The following is a 19,378-nucleotide window of genomic DNA, read 5'->3' on the forward strand; positions in this document are numbered from 1 at the left end:
TTTTCCTTCTTTTAAAAGTCTTTTAGCGTTTATTACCTTTTCAAAAACTTCTGGCAATACTCTTTTATCTATAACTAATAAATTTCCTTCCATTGGAACTATTCACCTCTTCACATCTATAAAATATAAAAAATCCAAATAAATAATAACCTTTTTTTATTTGCTACTTATTAAAATACCATCTATAATTAATATTTTCAATAAAAAACCTCATTTATAAATTAAATTTTAAAATACTTTAACACTAAAATAAAAGGATTAATTAAAATATTTTTATTATATTTACTTAATATAATTATATATAATTTTTAAATATTCTATATATTATAAAATCAAGGTTTTAAGCTTTAATCATATACATATATAAAGTATATCACCCCACTTCTTAAAACACAACTGTTCTCTAATAAAAGACACATTAAAATTAATAAAAAGGACATATCAAAAGATATATCCTCTTAATTAATTACTTATTAAAGCACTATTTCAAAAGTTTTTATTTGTTTCTTTGAAATAATTCCATTAATAGTATTTTCTTTTACCTCTAATTTTTCTATAAATTCTTCATTTAAGTTAACTTCATTTATTTCTTTAACATCTCTATTAACTTTTATTTGGAAGTTTTCTTCCTTATCAGAAATGTTAAATATTCTTACTATTATAGAATCTCCCTCTTCAGCTTTCTTAAAGGCTGATAGAACTAAATTTTCTCCCTTAATTGAAACTAAAGAATCCTCTGCTTTAAAATCTCCTTGAAGAGATAACATTGGAGTATTTAAGTTATATGCTTCTTCGTAAGCTCTTTCTCCAGTATAATCTCCTTCATGAGCTATTATTGAGTAGTTAGCAACATTCTTTCCTAAGCATTGAGCCTCTGGTGTAGGAAATACTCCCCAATCTCCTAACTCTCCAACAGATCTTAATATTGTTAAGGCTATAGTATTTTGACCATCTCTTAATACTTCATATTCAGGCAATCCTCTGTTAGCAACCATAAGTCCAACTTTTCCGTCATTTACATCAACAAAGTTTGTTTGTTTTTGACAGTTGGATGGATTTTGCCATCCTTCCCATGGAGTTGTTTCTCTTTCTATAACATCAAAATGTCCCTCTGCAAAATGAGTGCTTGCTTCTATTCTAGTTGGGAATAATGCTCTTACTCTATGATCCTTTGCAGTATTTTCTATTTCAACTTTAATATCAACTCTCTTAGAAACTTCACTTAAAATTATAGTAGAAACCAACTTAATTTCAGTAATTTCTTCTACTCTTCTACTTTCTTTCTTAATAGCTTTTACTGGTACTTCCAAAGTATTTTTAACTTCTATTACTTTTTCTACTTCATTATCTTTTAATACATTAATACAAGCCTTATTTCCTAAAGTATTTACTACTAAATCTTTCTCTGGAGCTCTAAAGATGTATTCATCTCCTATATCTCCACAATCTTCAAAGGCATTTAAATTCTTATACTCTTTATTTGTTCCTTTATGAAGTAAATCAAATGTACCATTTTCATTAAACTTTAATGAGAAGAATTTATTTTCAAAAGTTAAGTCTTGAGAAACTTCTTTTTCTTCTACCTTTTCACATGGAACTATTTTAAATGATTTTAATCCTAAAGCTTTTATATTATTAGCTAAGAATTTAACCTTAAATCTATTTACATACTCAGGCTGTCTAAATCTATTGTTTGGAAGAGTATATTTAAATGTTTCTCCTAAGGCTTCAACTACTGATGGAACTTCCTCTCCATTTTCTGTAACAACCTTAAAGTTTTCTATACCTGACTCTTTATTTACATCAACTGTAGCTTCTACTACTTCACTTCTATCCCATCCTAATGTATTAAATACAACAATGCTTTCTCTATCTGTAGTAGTTCCATTTACTAAATTTAACATATGATTAGTACTTCTATCTATCATTTCCTCTGATATTTGCATACTAGACTTAAATCTTGTTACCATATCTTGATGAACTTCATCAATACTACATCCACAAATTGAATCATGAGGATGGTTTTGAATTAAGTATTTCCATGATTGAAGTATGAAATCACTTTCGTACTTCTTTCCTTCTAATGAAGCCATAACTCCTAAAGGTTCAACATATCTTTCTAAAAGAACTTGAGATTTATTATTCATTTGCTTTAAGTAAAGTCTTGATGAAGCTGTGTTACATAGAGTCCACCATCCATCTGTATATTGACCATTTAATTCTCCTGTAACTTCTTTTAAGTCTTTAACTTCTTTCTTAACATCTTTTATATAATCAACTAAATTACTATGAATTAATTCAAAATCAACATCTTCTTTTACATTATCTATTATGTCACCAACATTTATTTGAACTGGTTGATGATCACATCCATTCATTAATAATATTTGATCTGTTGTAGCATACATATCTGCTTTATTAACTCTATCATTTAAAAATTCAATGGCTTCTTTTTTATTTTCAGGAATTTCATTACCATTGCTATACCAATTAGCCATAAGTATTCCTAAAACTTCTGATCCATCTGGTGATTTCCATAATACTTCTGAATGATATTCATTTTCACCTGCTTCTTCAATCTTTTGATTATCAAAAGCTATTGGAGTTATTCCTCTACCAAATACTGCATTATCTATTCCAAATCCTCTTAATATTTGAGGTGCTTGAGATATGTTACCAAAAGAATCTGGAAAATAACCTATTTTTACTGGGTTTCCAAATCTTTTTGCAAATCTCATTCCTAAAAGCATATTTCTTACATTTGCTTCTGCACTTATTAAATATTCATCTTGAAGAACATACCATGGTCCTACATGAAGTTTTCCCTCTTCTATAAGTTTCTTTAATCTATCAAACATATACGGCTTTATTTCTAAATAATCATCTAAAGCTATAGTTTGTCCATCTAAATGAAAATATTTAAAATGCTCATTATTCTCTAAAGTATCTATTAATGAATCCATAAAATGTACTAATTTAACTCTATGTTTTTGAAATGGTATATACCACTCTCTATCCCAATGACTATGTGAAACTACATGTACTTTTTTCATGTCTAACCTCTCCTTATCTAAAGTTCATTAACCTATACCTAGATTATATACGTTTACAAAGCATTCATTCAATTTTCAATCTTATATGTTTAGTGGACTTTTTATAGATTATTTAATTTTTATAAAAAAATAATTTCTCCATATTATTGTTATAACTTTATGCTCTATTTCAAATTAGAAATAGCTCTTATATATACTGGAGTTGTTCCACAACACCCTCCTATTATATTTACTCCCTTTTCAAGAGCTCTTTTAGATAAGTTTTTAAATTCTTCCTGAGTCTTACCATATATAAGCTCTTCCCCTACTTTTTTTGGTATTCCTAAATTAGCCTTTATCATTATAGGAAGATTTGTATTTTGATTAATTATATCTAATGCCTTTAGTATATCTTCGTACCCTGTACAATTTATTCCTAAAGCATCTACTCCTAAAGGCTCTAAAGTTGAAATAATATTTTTTATAAAATTAGTAATATCCTTTTTCCAAGCTAAAGTAAATGAACATATAACAGGCTTATCTGTTAATGCTTTTGCCTTTTTAACTGCAAATTCTCCTTCCTTTAGACTTCCTAAGGTTTCAAAAATAACTAAATCAAAATTACCTTTTGAAGAACTAATTATTCTTTCAGTATTTTCCTCAACAATTTCTTTAAATGAAGCATCATTTTCTTCTACATAATATGAAAGAGGACCTATATCTAAAGCAACTAAGCCTTTATTTACACATGCCCTCTTAGCAATGTCAAGTCCTGACTCAACAACCTCTTCTAAATTATAATTATTCCTTTCCGCGTTTATAATATTACACATAAATGTGTTTGAAAGTATTAAATACGCTCCAGCATCTATATACTCTCTATGAACTTTTTCTATTAATTCAGGCTTTTTAATATTTAAAAGTTCTGATGGAATCTCTTTTAAGTTTACTCCTAATTCCATTAATCTAGTCCCCATAGCTCCATCTGCTATTATTATCCCATTCTTCAAATCTAATTTTTTCATTTTAATGTATTCTCCAATCAAAGTAATTTATATTCTAAAATAAATTATAATGCTTTATTTTCTATTTAAATTATCTCACATAAAACAACATTCTATTTTGGTAAATTATAGTCCAAAAAAAAGAAATAGTAAATATCTAAGCTTTTTATTTTTACGCTCTTCAAAGCGAATTCCATATTTGATATTTTTTAAAAACTGTTATAATATTACTTAGTACTAGTAATATTAAAGGGGCGAAATATATGTTTAGATCTATATATTGGTATGGAAAAGGATATGCCTGGACATTAATAAAATCCTTATCTGATATAAAAAAAATAAATAAAATGGAAGAGGAAGGTAAACTTGAGGAAAGAGATGAATACATATATCAATGTAGTAGAAGAATAGCTCATACTTTTCTTAAGGATGCTGGAATAGAAGTTAATGTTGAAGGTTTAGAGAATATTCCAAAAGGACCTGTTCTTTTTGTTTGTAACCATCAAAGTAATATGGATATTCCTGTAATTATGTACTCTATTGATAGACCAAAAGGATTCATAGCAAAAAAAGAACTTGAAAAAATGCCTATATTAAAAAACTGGATAATACTTTCAAAGGCAATATTTATTGACAGAGAACACCCAAAAAAAGCTATGGCAGGTATTCTGCAAGGAATTAATCAATTAAAAGAAGGATATTCAATGGTTGTTTTTCCTGAAGGAACAAGAAGTCAATGTAGTAAAATGAGAGAATTTAAAGCTGGTAGTTTTAAATTAGCTACTAAACCAAAGGTTCCTATAGTTCCTCTTACAATTGATGGAACATATAAAATAATGGAAGGAAATCATTATTTCATAAAACCTGGTAAAGTAAATCTTTATATTCATCCACCAATTTATACTGATAAACTTACAAAGGAAGAAATTCTAGAACTTCCTGAAAAAGTTGAAAATATAGTTAGAAGTAAACTTCCTAATAAAGGAAGATAAAAAAATCCATGAGTAAATTTTACTCATGGATTTTTTTATTTATACTAATTTAAAACAGTTCCTTCTAATTCTGTATTCTCTTCACTTAAAGCTTTTTCTCTAAAGAATTCTTCTGTTTCTTCTATAACTACTTTTCTTAATCCAATAATACCTACAAGGTTTGGAATTGCCATTAATCCATTAACAATATCTGCAATTATAAATATTAATGTCAATGGTAAGAATGATCCTATTGCAACTAAAGTTATATATAAAATTCTATATGGCTTTATAGCTTTTATTCCAAACAAATACTCAATACATCTTTCTCCATAATAGTTCCATCCTAATATTGTAGTAAATGCAAAGAACATAAGTCCTATATTAACTATATATGTTCCTATATTACTTATAGGAAGCCCTATTTCAAAAGCCTGTGTTGTAAGTGCTGCTCCCTCTAAACTTCCATTATAAGCACCAGTAAGAATTATTACTATACCTGTCATTGTACAAATAAGGATTGTATCAAAGAATGTACCTGTCATTGAAATAAGTCCTTGCTTAACTGGAGACTTAGTTTTAGCTGCCGCTGCTGCTATTGGAGCACTTCCAAGACCAGCTTCATTAGAGAAAACCCCTCTAGCTACTCCGCTTTTCATTACAGCTATTATGCTAACTCCTACAGCTCCTCCTAGAGCAGCCTTAGGATTAAAGGCACTTTCAATAATTATTGATACTGCATGTGGAACTTTATCTAAATTAAAAGCTATAACTATTAAAACTCCTAAGACATAAAGACCTGCCATTAAAGGAACTACCTTTTCTGATACACTAGATATTCTTTTTATTCCACCTAAAATTACTAAAGCAACTAATAAAGTTACTATTCCTGCTGTAACAATCGTTGGAACATTAAATGTAATACTTGCTGCATCAGTTATAGACTTAACTTGTCCAAAAGTTCCTATTCCTAATAAGGCTACACCAATTCCAAAGAAAGCAAAAATATTAGCTAACCAATTTAGACCAAGTCCATTTTTTATATAGTACATTGGTCCTCCTGCCATTTGACCATTTTCATCTACAACCCTATACTTTATAGCAAGTACACCTTCTGCATATTTAGTTGCCATTCCAAAGAAAGCAGCTACCCACATCCAGAATAATGCTCCTGGTCCTCCTGCCTTTATAGCAGTAGCAACTCCAACTATATTTCCAGTACCTATGGTAGCTGAAAGAGCTGTACATAAGGCTCCAAAACTTGAGACATCTCCTTCTACATCTTCACAAGAAGATTCATCATCTTTTTTAAATACATACTTTAAAGCTAATGGTAATTTTAATATTTGTAATAGTTTTAGTCTTATAGTAAGATATATTCCTGTTCCTACAAGTAGCATAAGAAGTGGTACTCCCCATACTAAATTGTCGATTTGATTTAATAAGTTTTCCATAAAAAAATCCTCCTTAAATTTAAATTTGCGGAGGAGAATAAGGATACTTAAAAAATTTAAGTAACTAACCTTATCCTCTGTCCTTTTACCTGAGAGTTTCAATCAAAAATTTTGACCTTGCTCCTTCGGTGCTCTTTTTCAAGAGTCTCTCCAGAGGCTCGTCCAGTAACGGTCCTAATACCTGAAAGATTTCCCTCTTCGGTGGATATTTAAAATATCACTCTCCCATTACCTTCATCCGAACATATTGAATTTTAATTTATAATAGACATTATATAAGTAATCATTACAAAAATCAATTACTTATTTTTCTAAGACATATAATTTATCATAATTTTCATTAGTTTTCTCATTAACTTTAACTATAAAATCATTTATTGAATCTAATATTTTTTTCTTATCTTCTAAAGTCTTTTTTCCTCTTCCAACTCTATCACAATAAGTCAATAAAGCTATATCATGAAGATCTGAATTTTCAACCATATCTTCTGGTTTTACAAAGAGTAAATTTTTATCTATATAAAGATAAGACATATGATATCTAACTAAATTGCTTACTTTACTTACAAATTCACCTTGATTTGTAATACTCTCTAATATTTCTTTTGAAAGTTTCGCTCCTACTCTATCATGGTCGTAAGAAGTCCACCTGCCATTTCTCATTTTAGTAGTGTCTCTCTTCCCAATATCATGAAGCAAAGCTGCCCACATAAATTCTCTTTTATTATTAGCAAGACTCCTTAAACTTGCTGCCTCATCTAAAACTTGCATTGTATGAATCCATACATTTCCTTCTGGATGATGCGTTTTCTCCTGCTTAACCTCTTCTAAATCCATTAATATTTCTAAAAAAGAACCTTCTAAAAACTTCTTTTTCTTTAAAAAACTTAAAAATTCTGATGGGTTCTTATCCTCTAAAATATGCTTTTCTAAAATTTTAAATAATTCTCTATCATTCATATAAAAACTCCTAAACTTTCAATAATTAAAATTTATTTTTAATTTATCTTAATTATATTTTACCACTAATAACTTAAATTAATTCTTTTATGAATTGTCAGAAAATTACTACTTTATATTTTTAATCCCTGTAAGTAAGTCATTCTGCCTTTTACGACATTTATAAATTTGCACCAAATTTCCTTTTTATATTGAATTTCTTAAAAAATTAATGTTAAAATATCACTGTCGGTATTCTATATTAGAAGCTGAACTATTTTATACGGTTAAAAATTTAACAACCGAATTATATCCCATTGGGAATAAGAACGGAGGAGAGTCAATGAATTCAGTCTATCAAACTAGACAAAAAACAAGAAAACTAGTAGTTATTGGTATGCTATCTGGTATATCAATATTTCTAGGATTAACAGGATTAGGATTTATAAATGTTCCACCTGTTAAAGCTACTATTATGCATATTCCTGTTATAATAGGAGCTATTATTGAAGGTCCTGTTGTAGGAGGCTTAATAGGACTAGTTTTTGGATTATTTTCTATGTATCAAGCTTTTATGACACCAACACCAACTAGCTTTATGTTCTGGAACCCTATTATAGCTTTAGTTCCCAGAATTCTTATAGGTGTAGTAAGTTACTATGTATATTCAGCTATGATTAAAGGATCTAAAAAAAATTTAAAAGTTACAGCAATTATAAGTTCTCTTATTCTTGGAGTTCTTCTATTTGTAAGTTCTAAAGCTTTAACAAATTCTTTAATTATATCATCTATAATTGGTGTTTTATTCTTTTTAGCAGGAATAATTATCATGTTTAAATTTAAACATAAAAACAAAGAAGAAGCCCTATCTATAGGTACAGCTTCCGTAATTGGAACTTTAATAAATACCATAGGTGTTCTTGGATTAACATATATTTTTTATTTAGAAAGATATGCTTCTGCTTTAGGAATATCTGAACAAGCTGCAAAATTAACCTTAGCTGGAATAGGAATTACAAATGGAATTCCTGAGGCATTTATATCAGCTCTAATATCAATTCCTGTTATATTAGGAGTTAGAAAAATTTTAAGATAAATTAAGATTATAAATATATTTTAGCGTATAGCTTTACTTAAAGTTATACGCTAAAACTTTATTTGTTTAGTAGTAAATATTTAAATTTTATTAAACTTTATATTAATTTAAGTTCTGTAAAACACACTTATTTAAAACAGATTGTTATTCTTAAAATATACAATTTAAATCATATAAAACAATTTAATGGAGGTATAATCATAATGTTTGAAATAAAAATTACAGATATTGAAGGCTTTAAACTAGGACATGCCCAAGATTTTGAAGGTGCTACAGGCTGTACAGTTTTACTATGTGAAGAAGGCGCTTCTGGAGGAGTTGATGTTCGTGGTGGAGCTCCTGGAACTAGAGAAACTGATTTATTAAATCCTATGGAAATGGTTGATAAAGTCCATGCTGTAGTATTATCTGGTGGATCTGCCTTTGGACTTGACGCTTGCTCAGGGGTTATGGAATATCTAGAAAATAAAAATATTGGATTTGATGTAGGCGTAGCTAAAGTTCCTATAGTATGTGGTGCTGTTTTATTTGACTTAGCCTGTGGAAATCCTAAAGCAAGGCCTAATAAAGAAATGGGATTAGAAGCCTGTAAAAACTCTGAAAACTACTTTGACTCAAAAAACGGGAATATAGGTTGTGGAACAGGTGCCACAGTAGGTAAAGCCTTAAATCAAAAGCTTGCAATGAAAGGTGGCTTTGGAAGCTATGCTGTACAAGTTGGTGATTTAAAAGTTGGTGCTATTGTAGGAGTTAATAGCCTAGGTGACATTGTTGACCCTAATAATAACAATAAAATAATAGCTGGTGGATTAAACCCAAATATGAATTCATTTATAAACATAGAAAAAAGCTTAATAAGTGCTTATCAAAATCCTAAAAATGTTTTTAAAGGAAATACTACTATTGGGTGTATAGTAACTAATGGTTCTTTTTCTAAAGCTCAAGCTAATAAAATTGCATCTATGGCTCAAAATGGTTTTGGAAGAACTATAAGACCTGCTCACACTATGTTTGATGGTGATACAATATTTACTCTTTCTTCAAACAAAGTCAATGCAGACATAAATGTAGTTGGTCTTTTAGCAGCTCAAGTTATGGAGAAAGCTATTATAAAAGCTGTTAAAGAAGCTGATACTTCATATGGCTTCTTATCATATAAAGACTTAAAATTTAATGTATAATAAAAAAAACTATAAATCATATACTAATTATATTTGTGATTTTTTCAAAATTACATTACATTTTGTTTTTGTAAGATAAATTAATGTCATTTAGAATTTTATTCCATAAGGTGATTTTTAATCCTATATTGGATATAAATTTATAGATTATTAAATCTAATTCTGCACACCATAATAGTGAAAGGAAAAGAAAACTTAACCTTTCAAAAAATTTCATTTAACTTAAAAGGAGGAATTCAAAATGGCACAATTAGTTCCAGAAGCAAAAAATGGATTAGCAAAATTCAAAAATGAGGTAGCAAATGAAATGGGAGTACCATTCTCAGATTACAACGGAGACCTTAGCTCAAAACAATGTGGAAGCGTTGGTGGAGAAATGGTTAAAAGAATGGTAGAAAAATACGAACAATCAATGAAATAATAACACAAAATAAGAGGTAAGAAAATTCTTACCTCTTATTTTTGAGAAATTTTTTCAAGCATAAAATTTCTCCAATTTCCATCCTGTATTAATATACTATTATTCTCAAAATCCTCTTTATCATTCATTCCATAGTAATAAACATAACACTTTTCAGGAGATTTCTTTCCTAAAATTTCAACATCCATCTCAATCCTATTATATTCATTACTTTTATTGTTAACTCCTAAATATCCTTCCATAAGATCCATAGCATTTATAACATTTTCATAATCAAGAATAGTCATAACTTCTCCATATACAAATCCATCCCCTTCAACTAAAGCAGGATATCCTTTTTTAGGCATATGATATAAAGTTCCTTTTACTCTTCCTAATTCACTTTTTATAACTTTCCCTTTTAAATATTTTTCATAATTAAAAAATCCTGTTCTTAAACTTCCATAAACAAAGATTCTTCTTTTTATCCTAGGTTCTAACATTAACAAACAGCCCCTCCTACAGTTTTGATATCATTATTATTTAAAACTATAGCCTTTATACTAAGCTCTAATCCTTTTGCTATATCATTAATAGACATAGAAGGTGTATTAGGTTTATTTACAACTTGGGCTGGAATATAAGGTACATGTATAAATCCAGCTCTTATATTTTTATACTTTTTATTTACTAAATATAAAACTCCATACATAACATGGTTACAAACAAAAGTACCAGCTGTATTAGAAACTGATGCAGGTATTCCATTATCAACCATTTCCTTAACCATTGCTTTTATAGGTAAACTACTAAAATATGCACTTTCTCCATCTTCATATATAGTAATATCTATTGGTTGATTCCCTTCATTATCCTCTATTCTTGCATCATCCATATTTATAGCTACTCTTTCTGGAGTTATACCAAATCTTCCACCAGCTTGTCCTATAGAAATAACTACATCTGGATTAATTTCCTCTATTTTTTCTTCTATTTTTTCAAGAGATTTTCTAAAAACTGTAGGTATTTCTAATTTAACAACCTCAGCTCCTTCTATATTTTCTGGTATCATCTTAACAGCTTCTAAAGCTGGATTTATACTTTCTCCTCCAAAAGGATCGAATCCTGTAATTAATACTTTCATCCTTATACACTCCTTAATTTTTAATATATAGTTAATTAAAATGCTAAGAAATACATTAAAGCTATATGTATAACTAATAAAATTATAGCAAATAAGCTTTGGCATTTCATAACCACATTATTATCTTTTGTTTCTAATAAAGCTGCTGGCATGACATTAAAATTTGCTGCCATTGGGGTTAATAATGTTCCACAATATCCTGCAGTTAATGCTAAAGCCCCAGCTATAGCTACATTAGCTCCTTGTGCAAACACAAATGGTAATCCTATTCCAACTGTTATAACTGAAAATGCCGCAAAAGCATTTCCCATTATCATAGTGAATATAGCCATTCCTACACAGTAAGCTATTACACCTGCTAATATGTTTCCTTCTGTAATAAAATTAGATATTCCAGATGCTATAACATCTCCTACTCCTGCCGCAGTAAATACTGTTCCTAAAGCTGCTAAAAGTTGAGGCAATATACTTGTAGACCCTACTGATTGAACCATTCTATTACTATCTTCTACTAAATGCTTTGGTTTTGCTTTTAATACTAAGAAAGTAGTTATTACGGCAGCCACAGAAGCTATTCCTATAGCAACAGTTCCTGCTAAACTCGTAAACTGTGCAATAACCAAAGATCCAATTGCTATTACAATTGAAGGTAAAAAAACTTTATTTTTTAGCTTTTTAGCTTGCATTTCTGCAAAATTTACACTAGGCATCTTTATATTTCCTATATTTACTTGTTTACTTGCAGTTAATACTCCTATAAGTAAAAGCAAAACTCCTACTACAACTGGTGGAATAGCTCCACCAGCTATAAATATAATTGATAATATAGTCCAAAAAACTGCTGTTCCTATTCTAGTTTTATGCTCCTTATCTTTTAATGTGTAAATTGCAGTATTTAACATTAAAAGTCCTACTATTATATAAAAAATTTCAAGCAATATGTTAGAAATCATTTTTATATCCATTAATTGTCACCCCTACTTTATTTCTTCTTTGTTCCTCGATAAGTTCTTACTTAATTTTCTATCTAATAATTTATTTTGCAATATTCCTAGTATTAAAGCTATTATAGCTATTGGAACTGAGGCTTTTGCTATCTCTAAAGCATTAACTCCATATCCTAACTCTTGTAATGTTCCTGCTATTAAAAGAACTCCTGAACTTGCTAAGAATACATTTTGTCCAAAGAAATTTCCATAGTTGTCCATAGCAGCAGCTGTTCCTTTTATTAAATCTTCATCTTTATCATCTAACTCTCCATATTTACTCACAGCTGCTCCTTGAGCCATTGGATTTATAAGTGGTCTTACAAATTGTGCTTGTCCACTTAGTCTTAATGAAACCGCAGCTCCAACTTCTCTAATAAATAAATAGCAACTTAAAAGTTTTCCAGTCGACATATTTTTCATACTCTTTATTAAGGTTATAGCTCTTTCTTTTAAACCAAATCTTTCACATATACCTATTACAGGTAAAGTTAACATAAATAATGTCATGTGTCTCTGACTTACAAAAGTTGATCCTAATTTTTCTAATATTTCATACAAACTCATATGTGATACTAATCCAGTTGATAATCCCGCTACTAACACAACTGCTATAGTATCAAATTTAAGTGCAAATCCTAATATTACTATTACTATTCCTATCAGTGCCACTCTTATCTCTCCTTTTCAAATTATAATTTTAGTTTTTTTATTTTCGCATTTTAAAAATATTATAACCATAAATCTTGCAATTTTCTACAGTTTTTTATTAATTTTTTATAAATTTAAAATATTTTTATTGCCAATTTATTTTTTTATTATCATTTTATTGAAAATATATTTAAAATTACATAAAAATAAAGACCATAGATTTAATTTAATCTATGATCTTTATAAATTTATAATACTTTATTTTCTAGAAACTATAACTTTTCCATCTACTCCATCTATTAAAGCAACAGATCCATCATAAATTTCTCCAGCAATTATTTTCTTAGCTATTTCAGTTTCTAAAACATTGCTTATATATCTCTTTAATGGTCTAGCTCCATATACTGGATCATATCCTTCTTCAGCTAATATTTCCTTAGCTCCATCAGTAACTTCAAGAGTTATATTTCTTTCTCTTAATCTATTTTCAACATCTCTTAAGAATATATCTATTATTTTCTTAATTCCTTCACTGCTTAAAGGTCTAAACATTATGATATCATCTACTCTGTTTAAGAATTCTGGTTTGAATCTTAACTTCATTTCATTCATAACATTTTCTCTAATATCTTCTTCTATACCTTCATTGGATTTGTTTTCCAATAAATATCCACTACCTATATTAGAAGTCATAATTATTATAGTATTTTTGAAATCAACAGTTTTACCTTTATTATCTGTTAATCTACCATCATCTAATATTTGAAGGAATAAGTTAAATACATCATCATGTGCTTTTTCTATTTCATCAAATAATATTACTGAATATGGGTTTCTTCTAACAGCTTCTGTTAATTGTCCTCCTTCTTCATATCCTACATATCCTGGAGGAGGTCCTATTAATCTAGATACCGCATGTTTTTCCATGTATTCAGACATATCTATTCTTACTATATTGTCTTCACTATCAAATAAATTTCTAGCTAAAGTTTTTGCAAGCTCTGTTTTACCAACTCCAGTAGGTCCTAAGAATATAAATGATCCTATTGGTTTTCTTTCATCTTTAAGACCTGCTCTAGCTCTTATTACAGCATTAGCAACTGCAGTTGTAGCTTCATCTTGACCTATTACTCTTTCTCTTAATTCTTCTTCTAATCTTAAAAGTTTTTCTCTTTCACTTTCAACTAGTTTTGTAACAGGAATTCCAGTCCATTTTGAAATTATTTCTGAAATTTCATTTTCAGTAACTTCTTCTTTTAATAAAGCATTTTCATTATCTTTTTCCATACTTTCTTCTTGTTCTTTTATTTTACTCTCAAGTTCTGGAATTTTTCCATATTTAAGTTCTGCAACTTTATTTAAATCATATTCTCTTTCATATTTTTCAGCTAATCCTCTTGTTTCGTCTAACTCAGCCTTTAAATCCCTAACTGCTGAAATATGAGCTTTTTCTTTTTCATATTTAATTGTCATTTCATCATTTTTATCTTGAAGGTCAGCAAGCTCTTTTTCTAAAGCAACTAATCTTTCCTTAGATGCATCATCATTTTCTTTTGATAAAGCTTCTTTTTCAGTTTCAAGCATTAAAATCTTTCTTCTTATGATATCTAATTCAGTTGGAAGAGAATCTATTTCACTTCTTATCATAGCACCAGCTTCATCTATTAAATCTATAGCCTTATCTGGTAGATATCTATCTTGAATATATCTATGAGAAAGTTTTGCAGCAGCTACTATTGCTGAATCATGTATTCTAATTCCATGGTGAATTTCAAATCTTTCTTTTAGTCCTCTTAAAATTGATATAGTTTCTTCAACTGTTGGTTCTTCAACTATTACAGGTTGGAATCTTCTTTCTAAAGCTTTATCCTTTTCTATATATTGTCTATATTCATCAAAAGTTGTAGCTCCTATACAGTGTAACTCACCTCTTGCAAGCATAGGTTTAATTAAGTTTCCTGCATCCATTGCACCATCTGTTTTACCAGCACCTACAATTGTATGAATTTCATCTATAAATAAAATTATTTTTCCTTCTGAACTTTGAACTTCTTTTAATACAGCTTTTAATCTCTCTTCAAATTCTCCTCTATATTTAGCACCAGCTATTAATGCACCCATATCTAATGAGATAATTACTTTATCTTTTAATCCTTCTGGTACATCTCCTCTTACAATTCTTTCTGCTAATCCTTCAACTATAGCAGTTTTACCAACTCCAGGTTCTCCTATTAGTATTGGATTATTTTTAGTTTTTCTTGAAAGAATTCTAACAGCTCTTCTTATTTCTTCATCTCTTCCTATAACAGGATCTAATTTGTGTTGTTTTACAAGTTCTATTAAATTAGTACCGTATTTATCTAAAGCCTCATAAGTTCCTTCTGGATCTTGTGAATCAACTCTTTGACTTCCTCTAACTTCATTTAAAACTTTTAGGAATCCATCTTTAGTTATATTATTTTTTCTTAAGATTTCTCCTACAGCTCCATTTTTATCTATATCCATTATTGCAAGCATTACATGCTCAACGCTTATATATGAATCTTCAAATTGTTTTGAAATTTCTTCTGCTTTTATTAATACTTCATTTATTCTTCTTGTAGCAGTAACCCCTGATGATTGTGCCGCCTCTCCTAAAACCTTAGGCATTCTATCTATCTGTACATGAATGTCTCTCTTTAATGAATCTATGTTAACACCCATTTTTTCAAATATATTAGGAATTAAACCATCTTTTTGATTTACTAATGCTGAAAATAAGTGAATTATATCTAATTGTTGATTGTTATATTTAACTGCTATTTCATAAGCATCGTTTAAGCTTTGTTGTACTCTTAATGTCATTTTATCTGCATTCATTTTATCACCTCAATATTCTCTTTTTTCTATCTTATGTAATTATAATACTATAAAAGTCAAAGAAAGTCAAAGTCTATTTTAAATTTTCAGAATTTATTAATTAATACTATTCTTTTATTACAAATTGTTATTAATTAATCATTTATATGATTAATATTTAATTATAAGCTTATTTAATTAACAAATTGTCCATTTTTACAAAAGTATTCAAATATAATATTATTTAAAATCACTCTATTGTTATACTTATTATATGTTGGTATTATTAAACTATGCTGACTTTACTTATAAACTAACAAGGACGGTGTTTTAAATTTGGAATTAAAAGTTTTTGAATTCACAAAAGGTACTTTAGAATTACTTAAGGAGATGAAAAAAGATTTAGCATACAGTGCAAATTTGCTTGATGATTTTTTCTATTCCCTGCTAGAGAACTCTTGTGAAGGATTTTTTAATATATCGACTAGAGTAAAATCATCTTCTAGTCTAAAAGAGAAAATCATAAGACACAATTATTATATAAAATATGAATCACCTAATGATCTATTTAAAAACCTATCTGATTTAATAGGTGTAAGAATAGAATGTAGATTTATAGAAGATGAGGAGCATATATTTAAATTTATAAAAACAATATTTAATTGTAATAATGAAGATGGATTTTCTTATTCAACACAAAATCCAAATATATTTTTAGACCTTAGAGAAAATCAACCTTTGAAACAAAAAAATGGTTTTGAATTATATAGAATAGACGGTTTTATTCTAAATGAAGAAAAAAAATTTAATTTTGAACTTCAAATAAAATCTATGGTAAATAATTTTTGGGGTGAAATTGAACATAAAATAATATATAAAAACTATAATATGATTTTAGGAGATAAATTTTATAAAAATATCCTTAATTCTATAAAAAATAATTTATGTTTAATCGATAATCAACTTCTAACTATATTCAACCATGTTAATTCTCACATGGATAATTCTAATGGCGTTGGGTTAAAAAAAGAAGGTATTGAAATTCTACTTTCTAAAATGATATATGATATATACTCTTCTAAAGTAAAACACGATTTAGGTATATCTGTTGATTTTAGAAATGCTTGCGACATAATAATAGATTATATATTTACTAAAAACAATTGTAATACTTCTCAAGAATATTACAATACTTTCGTAAATACTTCAGTAAGATTAAACGAAGTTTTTAAGGATTCCATATCTTTTAAAAACAAATTATCTATAGGTGTTGAACCTTTATTCTTTGACTCAGAATTTTCTAATTCAATTGGAAATAAACTAGCTCATGCTATGAATTATGATTTTCATTGGAACTTATTTTTTAAAATACTATTTCAAATAGAGCCTGGTAACAATAGAGAAGATTTTTATTCATTTATAAGATACTTAGAAACTATTTTTTCTAATAGGGATTCCTATTTAAACCTTTATTTAACCTTTTCAGCTGAAGAAGTATCAACAATAAAAGATCATATTTTATTCTCTTTAAATAAAGCATTCTTAGAAATTAACTCTATAAAATTTATTTATAGAGATAAACTTTCTGAAATATTTAGTCATATAGATGATTATGTTAAATTTTTATGTGAAGGTATAGATTCTTACGAAAATTATGAAAGCCATAAATATCTTTATACAGAATATCTTTATATTACTATATTAAGTTCCTTTAATATGGATTTGGATAAAAATTCAATATTAGAATTTGCTAGTGAACTTAAAAATAGCAAATCTAAACTTAGAATAAGCTATAAAGGAATAAAACTTTTAGCATCTACCCCTGAAAATTGTACTATCAACATAAATGAACTTTTAGAACAAATATATATAAGATAATATTTTTAGTTTATCAGTCTAATATATAAAAATTTTTAGACTGATAAACTTTTTATATATTAAATTATAAATTTTTAATTTATATTAACTCTCTATTTTAAACTATTATTAATTATAATTAAAACATAGCCGTAACTAAAAGAATATATCAAATTAACTTTCTTTAAACGATACACTTACCTTTTGACCATTATTAGAGGCTTATATTGCTGACATAATCCCTACAATTCTAGCTCATATTACAAAAACATCATATTATTTGTCTTTTTTTAATTTCATTTTTTCTATCATAAAAACCCAATTTAATTAAAGTTTCTTTATAAAATTAAAGCTGATTTATAGGTATGTAAATAGATTAATTAAAAAGAAAATTTTTACTACAAACCTATAAATATATTGATTTGTAATAAAGCTCCCTATTAAATTAAGTTCTTTCCTTAAACATATACCTAAAAATCAGCATTCATTTAAAATTTTTTAAAATTTATTATCCTTCAAAGCTTTGAAAAGCTTCTAAGAATTTATCTATATGCTCTTCTGTATGTTTTACACTTAAGAACATTGCTTCAAATTGTGATGGTGGTATGTTAAATCCTTTGTTTAACATATGCAAGAAGTATCTTTTAAATCTTTCTCCATCACAAGTTTTTACATCATCGTAACATTTAACTTCTTTTAAATCAGTAAAGAATAAAGTTATCATTCCACCTTGTCTATTAACAACAAGGCCTATGCCTTTTTTCTTTGCTATTTCAAGAACACCCTGCTCAAGTTTTAATCCTATTTTTTCAATATGATCATAGTATGATGGATTTTCATAAAGTTTTTTAACTGTTGTAAGTCCTGCGCTCATTACTATTGGGTTTCCTGACATTGTTCCAGCTTGATAAACTCCACCTAGTGGTGATAAGTTTTCCATTATCTCTCTTCTTCCACCATATGCTCCACAAGGTAGACCACCACCCATTATTTTAGCATAAGTTACTAAATCAGGCTTAACATCAAATAAAGTTTGTGCTCCTTTATAAGCTACTCTAAATCCACACATAACTTCATCAAATATAAGAAGCGCTCCATATTTATCACATAATTCTCTAAGTTTTCTCATAAACTTAGGATCACATTTAACAACTCCCATATTTCCAGCAACTGGCTCTATTATTATTCCAGCAATATCATTTCCGTACTTTTCAAATAGTTCTTCAACTTGCTTTTCATCATTGTATATTCCTATTAAAGTATTCTTTATACTTTCTTCTGGAACACCTAAACACCCTGGAATTCCTTCTGTTAATACTCCTGACCCAGCTTCTATTAAGAATCCGTCAAAATGTCCATGATAGCATCCTGCAAATTTAATTATTTTATCTTTCTTTGTGTATCCTCTTGCTAACTTTACAGCACTCATAGTAGCTTCTGTACCTGAGTTTACCATTCTTATCATATCAACATTGTCCAGTGTTTCACATAAAAATTTAGCTAAATCTAATTCTAATTTTGTTGAAGCACCAAAAGCTATACTTTCCTCTGATGTTTTCTTTATTGCTTCTACCACATCTTCATCACAATGGCCTAATATCATTGGTCCCCAAGCTAAAACAAAGTCAATATATTCATTTCCATTCTCGTCCTTTATAATAACTCCTTTACCACTTTTTATTACTGGAGGATTTATTCCAACACTTCCAAAAGATCTTACAGGACTATTAACTCCACCTGGCATGTATTTTTTTGATTCTTCAAATATTTCTTTATTTCTGTCCATATTCATTCTCCTAACTATAAGATTGTTAACCAAATATAT

15 protein-coding genes, 1 pseudogene and 2 riboswitches are annotated in these 19,378 nt (G+C 28.1%); of the genes and pseudogenes, 5 read left to right on the forward strand and 11 right to left on the reverse strand.

The window, feature by feature from the left end; genetic code table 11:
- From Q1J60_RS13085 to Q1J60_RS02055, 3 genes and pseudogenes are all read right to left on the reverse strand, one after another.
- Nucleotides 1-93, reverse strand: a pseudogene (locus Q1J60_RS13085) (ACT domain-containing protein); the annotation flags it as partial.
- 380 nt (nucleotides 94-473) lie between these two features.
- Nucleotides 474-3,053: an alpha-mannosidase gene (locus tag Q1J60_RS02050; RefSeq protein WP_300257802.1), complete on the reverse strand. Its 2,580-nt coding sequence runs from the start codon at nucleotides 3,051-3,053 to the stop codon at nucleotides 474-476.
- Nucleotides 3,054-3,217: 164 nt separating this feature from the next.
- Nucleotides 3,218-4,057 (reverse strand): homocysteine S-methyltransferase family protein, encoded by an 840-nt coding sequence (locus tag Q1J60_RS02055; protein ID WP_300257805.1) that lies wholly within the window; start codon nucleotides 4,055-4,057, stop codon nucleotides 3,218-3,220.
- Nucleotides 4,058-4,299: 242 nt separating this feature from the next.
- Between Q1J60_RS02055 and Q1J60_RS02060 the strand changes: the two genes are divergently transcribed.
- Nucleotides 4,300-5,028 carry a lysophospholipid acyltransferase family protein gene (locus Q1J60_RS02060; RefSeq protein WP_300257809.1) on the forward strand — a complete coding sequence of 243 codons (729 nt, stop codon included), beginning with the start codon at nucleotides 4,300-4,302 and terminating at the stop codon, nucleotides 5,026-5,028.
- A 44-nt stretch (nucleotides 5,029-5,072) separates the two neighbouring features.
- Here the strand turns inward: Q1J60_RS02060 and Q1J60_RS02065 are convergent, their stop codons facing one another.
- Nucleotides 5,073-6,461: an alanine/glycine:cation symporter family protein gene (locus tag Q1J60_RS02065; RefSeq protein WP_300257812.1), complete on the reverse strand. Its 1,389-nt coding sequence runs from the start codon at nucleotides 6,459-6,461 to the stop codon at nucleotides 5,073-5,075.
- Between the two features lie 74 nt (nucleotides 6,462-6,535).
- Nucleotides 6,536-6,618: riboswitch (glycine riboswitch) on the reverse strand.
- Between the two features lie 2 nt (nucleotides 6,619-6,620).
- Nucleotides 6,621-6,699: riboswitch (glycine riboswitch) on the reverse strand.
- 65 nt (nucleotides 6,700-6,764) lie between these two features.
- On the reverse strand, nucleotides 6,765-7,421 hold the full coding sequence (locus Q1J60_RS02070; protein WP_300257815.1) for an HDIG domain-containing metalloprotein: 657 nt from the start codon (nucleotides 7,419-7,421) through the stop codon (nucleotides 6,765-6,767).
- A 322-nt stretch (nucleotides 7,422-7,743) separates the two neighbouring features.
- On the opposite strand from Q1J60_RS02070, the gene Q1J60_RS02075 reads away from it, so the two are divergent.
- The 3 genes from Q1J60_RS02075 to Q1J60_RS02085 all read left to right on the forward strand — a co-directional run bounded on the left by Q1J60_RS02075 (nucleotide 7,744) and on the right by Q1J60_RS02085 (nucleotide 10,098).
- Complete coding sequence (locus tag Q1J60_RS02075) at nucleotides 7,744-8,496, forward strand: ECF transporter S component (protein ID WP_300257818.1); 753 nt, start codon at nucleotides 7,744-7,746, stop codon at nucleotides 8,494-8,496.
- A 203-nt stretch (nucleotides 8,497-8,699) separates the two neighbouring features.
- Complete coding sequence (locus Q1J60_RS02080) at nucleotides 8,700-9,677, forward strand: P1 family peptidase (RefSeq protein WP_300257820.1); 978 nt, start codon at nucleotides 8,700-8,702, stop codon at nucleotides 9,675-9,677.
- Between the two features lie 241 nt (nucleotides 9,678-9,918).
- Nucleotides 9,919-10,098: an alpha/beta-type small acid-soluble spore protein gene (locus Q1J60_RS02085; protein ID WP_060795835.1), complete on the forward strand. Its 180-nt coding sequence runs from the start codon at nucleotides 9,919-9,921 to the stop codon at nucleotides 10,096-10,098.
- A gap of 35 nt (nucleotides 10,099-10,133) precedes the next feature.
- Here the strand turns inward: Q1J60_RS02085 and Q1J60_RS02090 are convergent, their stop codons facing one another.
- From Q1J60_RS02090 to clpB, 5 genes are all read right to left on the reverse strand, one after another.
- Nucleotides 10,134-10,580: a gamma-glutamylcyclotransferase family protein gene (locus Q1J60_RS02090; RefSeq protein ID WP_300257909.1), complete on the reverse strand. Its 447-nt coding sequence runs from the start codon at nucleotides 10,578-10,580 to the stop codon at nucleotides 10,134-10,136.
- Nucleotides 10,580-11,221, reverse strand: coding sequence for a pyroglutamyl-peptidase I (gene pcp / locus Q1J60_RS02095; protein WP_300257823.1), 642 nt, complete (start codon nucleotides 11,219-11,221; stop codon nucleotides 10,580-10,582). Before pcp ends, Q1J60_RS02090 begins: the two co-directional genes overlap by 1 nt.
- Before the next feature lie 35 nt (nucleotides 11,222-11,256).
- A complete protein-coding gene (locus Q1J60_RS02100) occupies nucleotides 11,257-12,186 on the reverse strand; it encodes a DUF979 domain-containing protein (protein ID WP_300257825.1) in 930 nt (309 codons plus the stop codon).
- A gap of 12 nt (nucleotides 12,187-12,198) precedes the next feature.
- On the reverse strand, nucleotides 12,199-12,879 hold the full coding sequence (locus tag Q1J60_RS02105) for a DUF969 domain-containing protein (RefSeq protein WP_300257828.1): 681 nt from the start codon (nucleotides 12,877-12,879) through the stop codon (nucleotides 12,199-12,201).
- Between the two features lie 237 nt (nucleotides 12,880-13,116).
- Nucleotides 13,117-15,717, reverse strand: coding sequence for an ATP-dependent chaperone ClpB (clpB, locus tag Q1J60_RS02110; protein WP_300257830.1), 2,601 nt, complete (start codon nucleotides 15,715-15,717; stop codon nucleotides 13,117-13,119).
- A gap of 315 nt (nucleotides 15,718-16,032) precedes the next feature.
- On the opposite strand from clpB, the gene Q1J60_RS02115 reads away from it, so the two are divergent.
- Nucleotides 16,033-17,574, forward strand: coding sequence for a GTP pyrophosphokinase (locus Q1J60_RS02115; protein ID WP_300257833.1), 1,542 nt, complete (start codon nucleotides 16,033-16,035; stop codon nucleotides 17,572-17,574).
- A gap of 487 nt (nucleotides 17,575-18,061) precedes the next feature.
- Here Q1J60_RS02115 and hemL read toward each other — a convergent pair whose 3' ends face one another.
- Nucleotides 18,062-19,339: a glutamate-1-semialdehyde 2,1-aminomutase gene (gene hemL, locus Q1J60_RS02120; protein WP_423249103.1), complete on the reverse strand. Its 1,278-nt coding sequence runs from the start codon at nucleotides 19,337-19,339 to the stop codon at nucleotides 18,062-18,064.
- Nucleotides 19,340-19,378: the final 39 nt, after the last annotated feature.

The organism is Clostridium sp., assembly GCF_029258205.1.
Taxonomy (GTDB): domain Bacteria; phylum Bacillota; class Clostridia; order Clostridiales; family Clostridiaceae; genus Sarcina.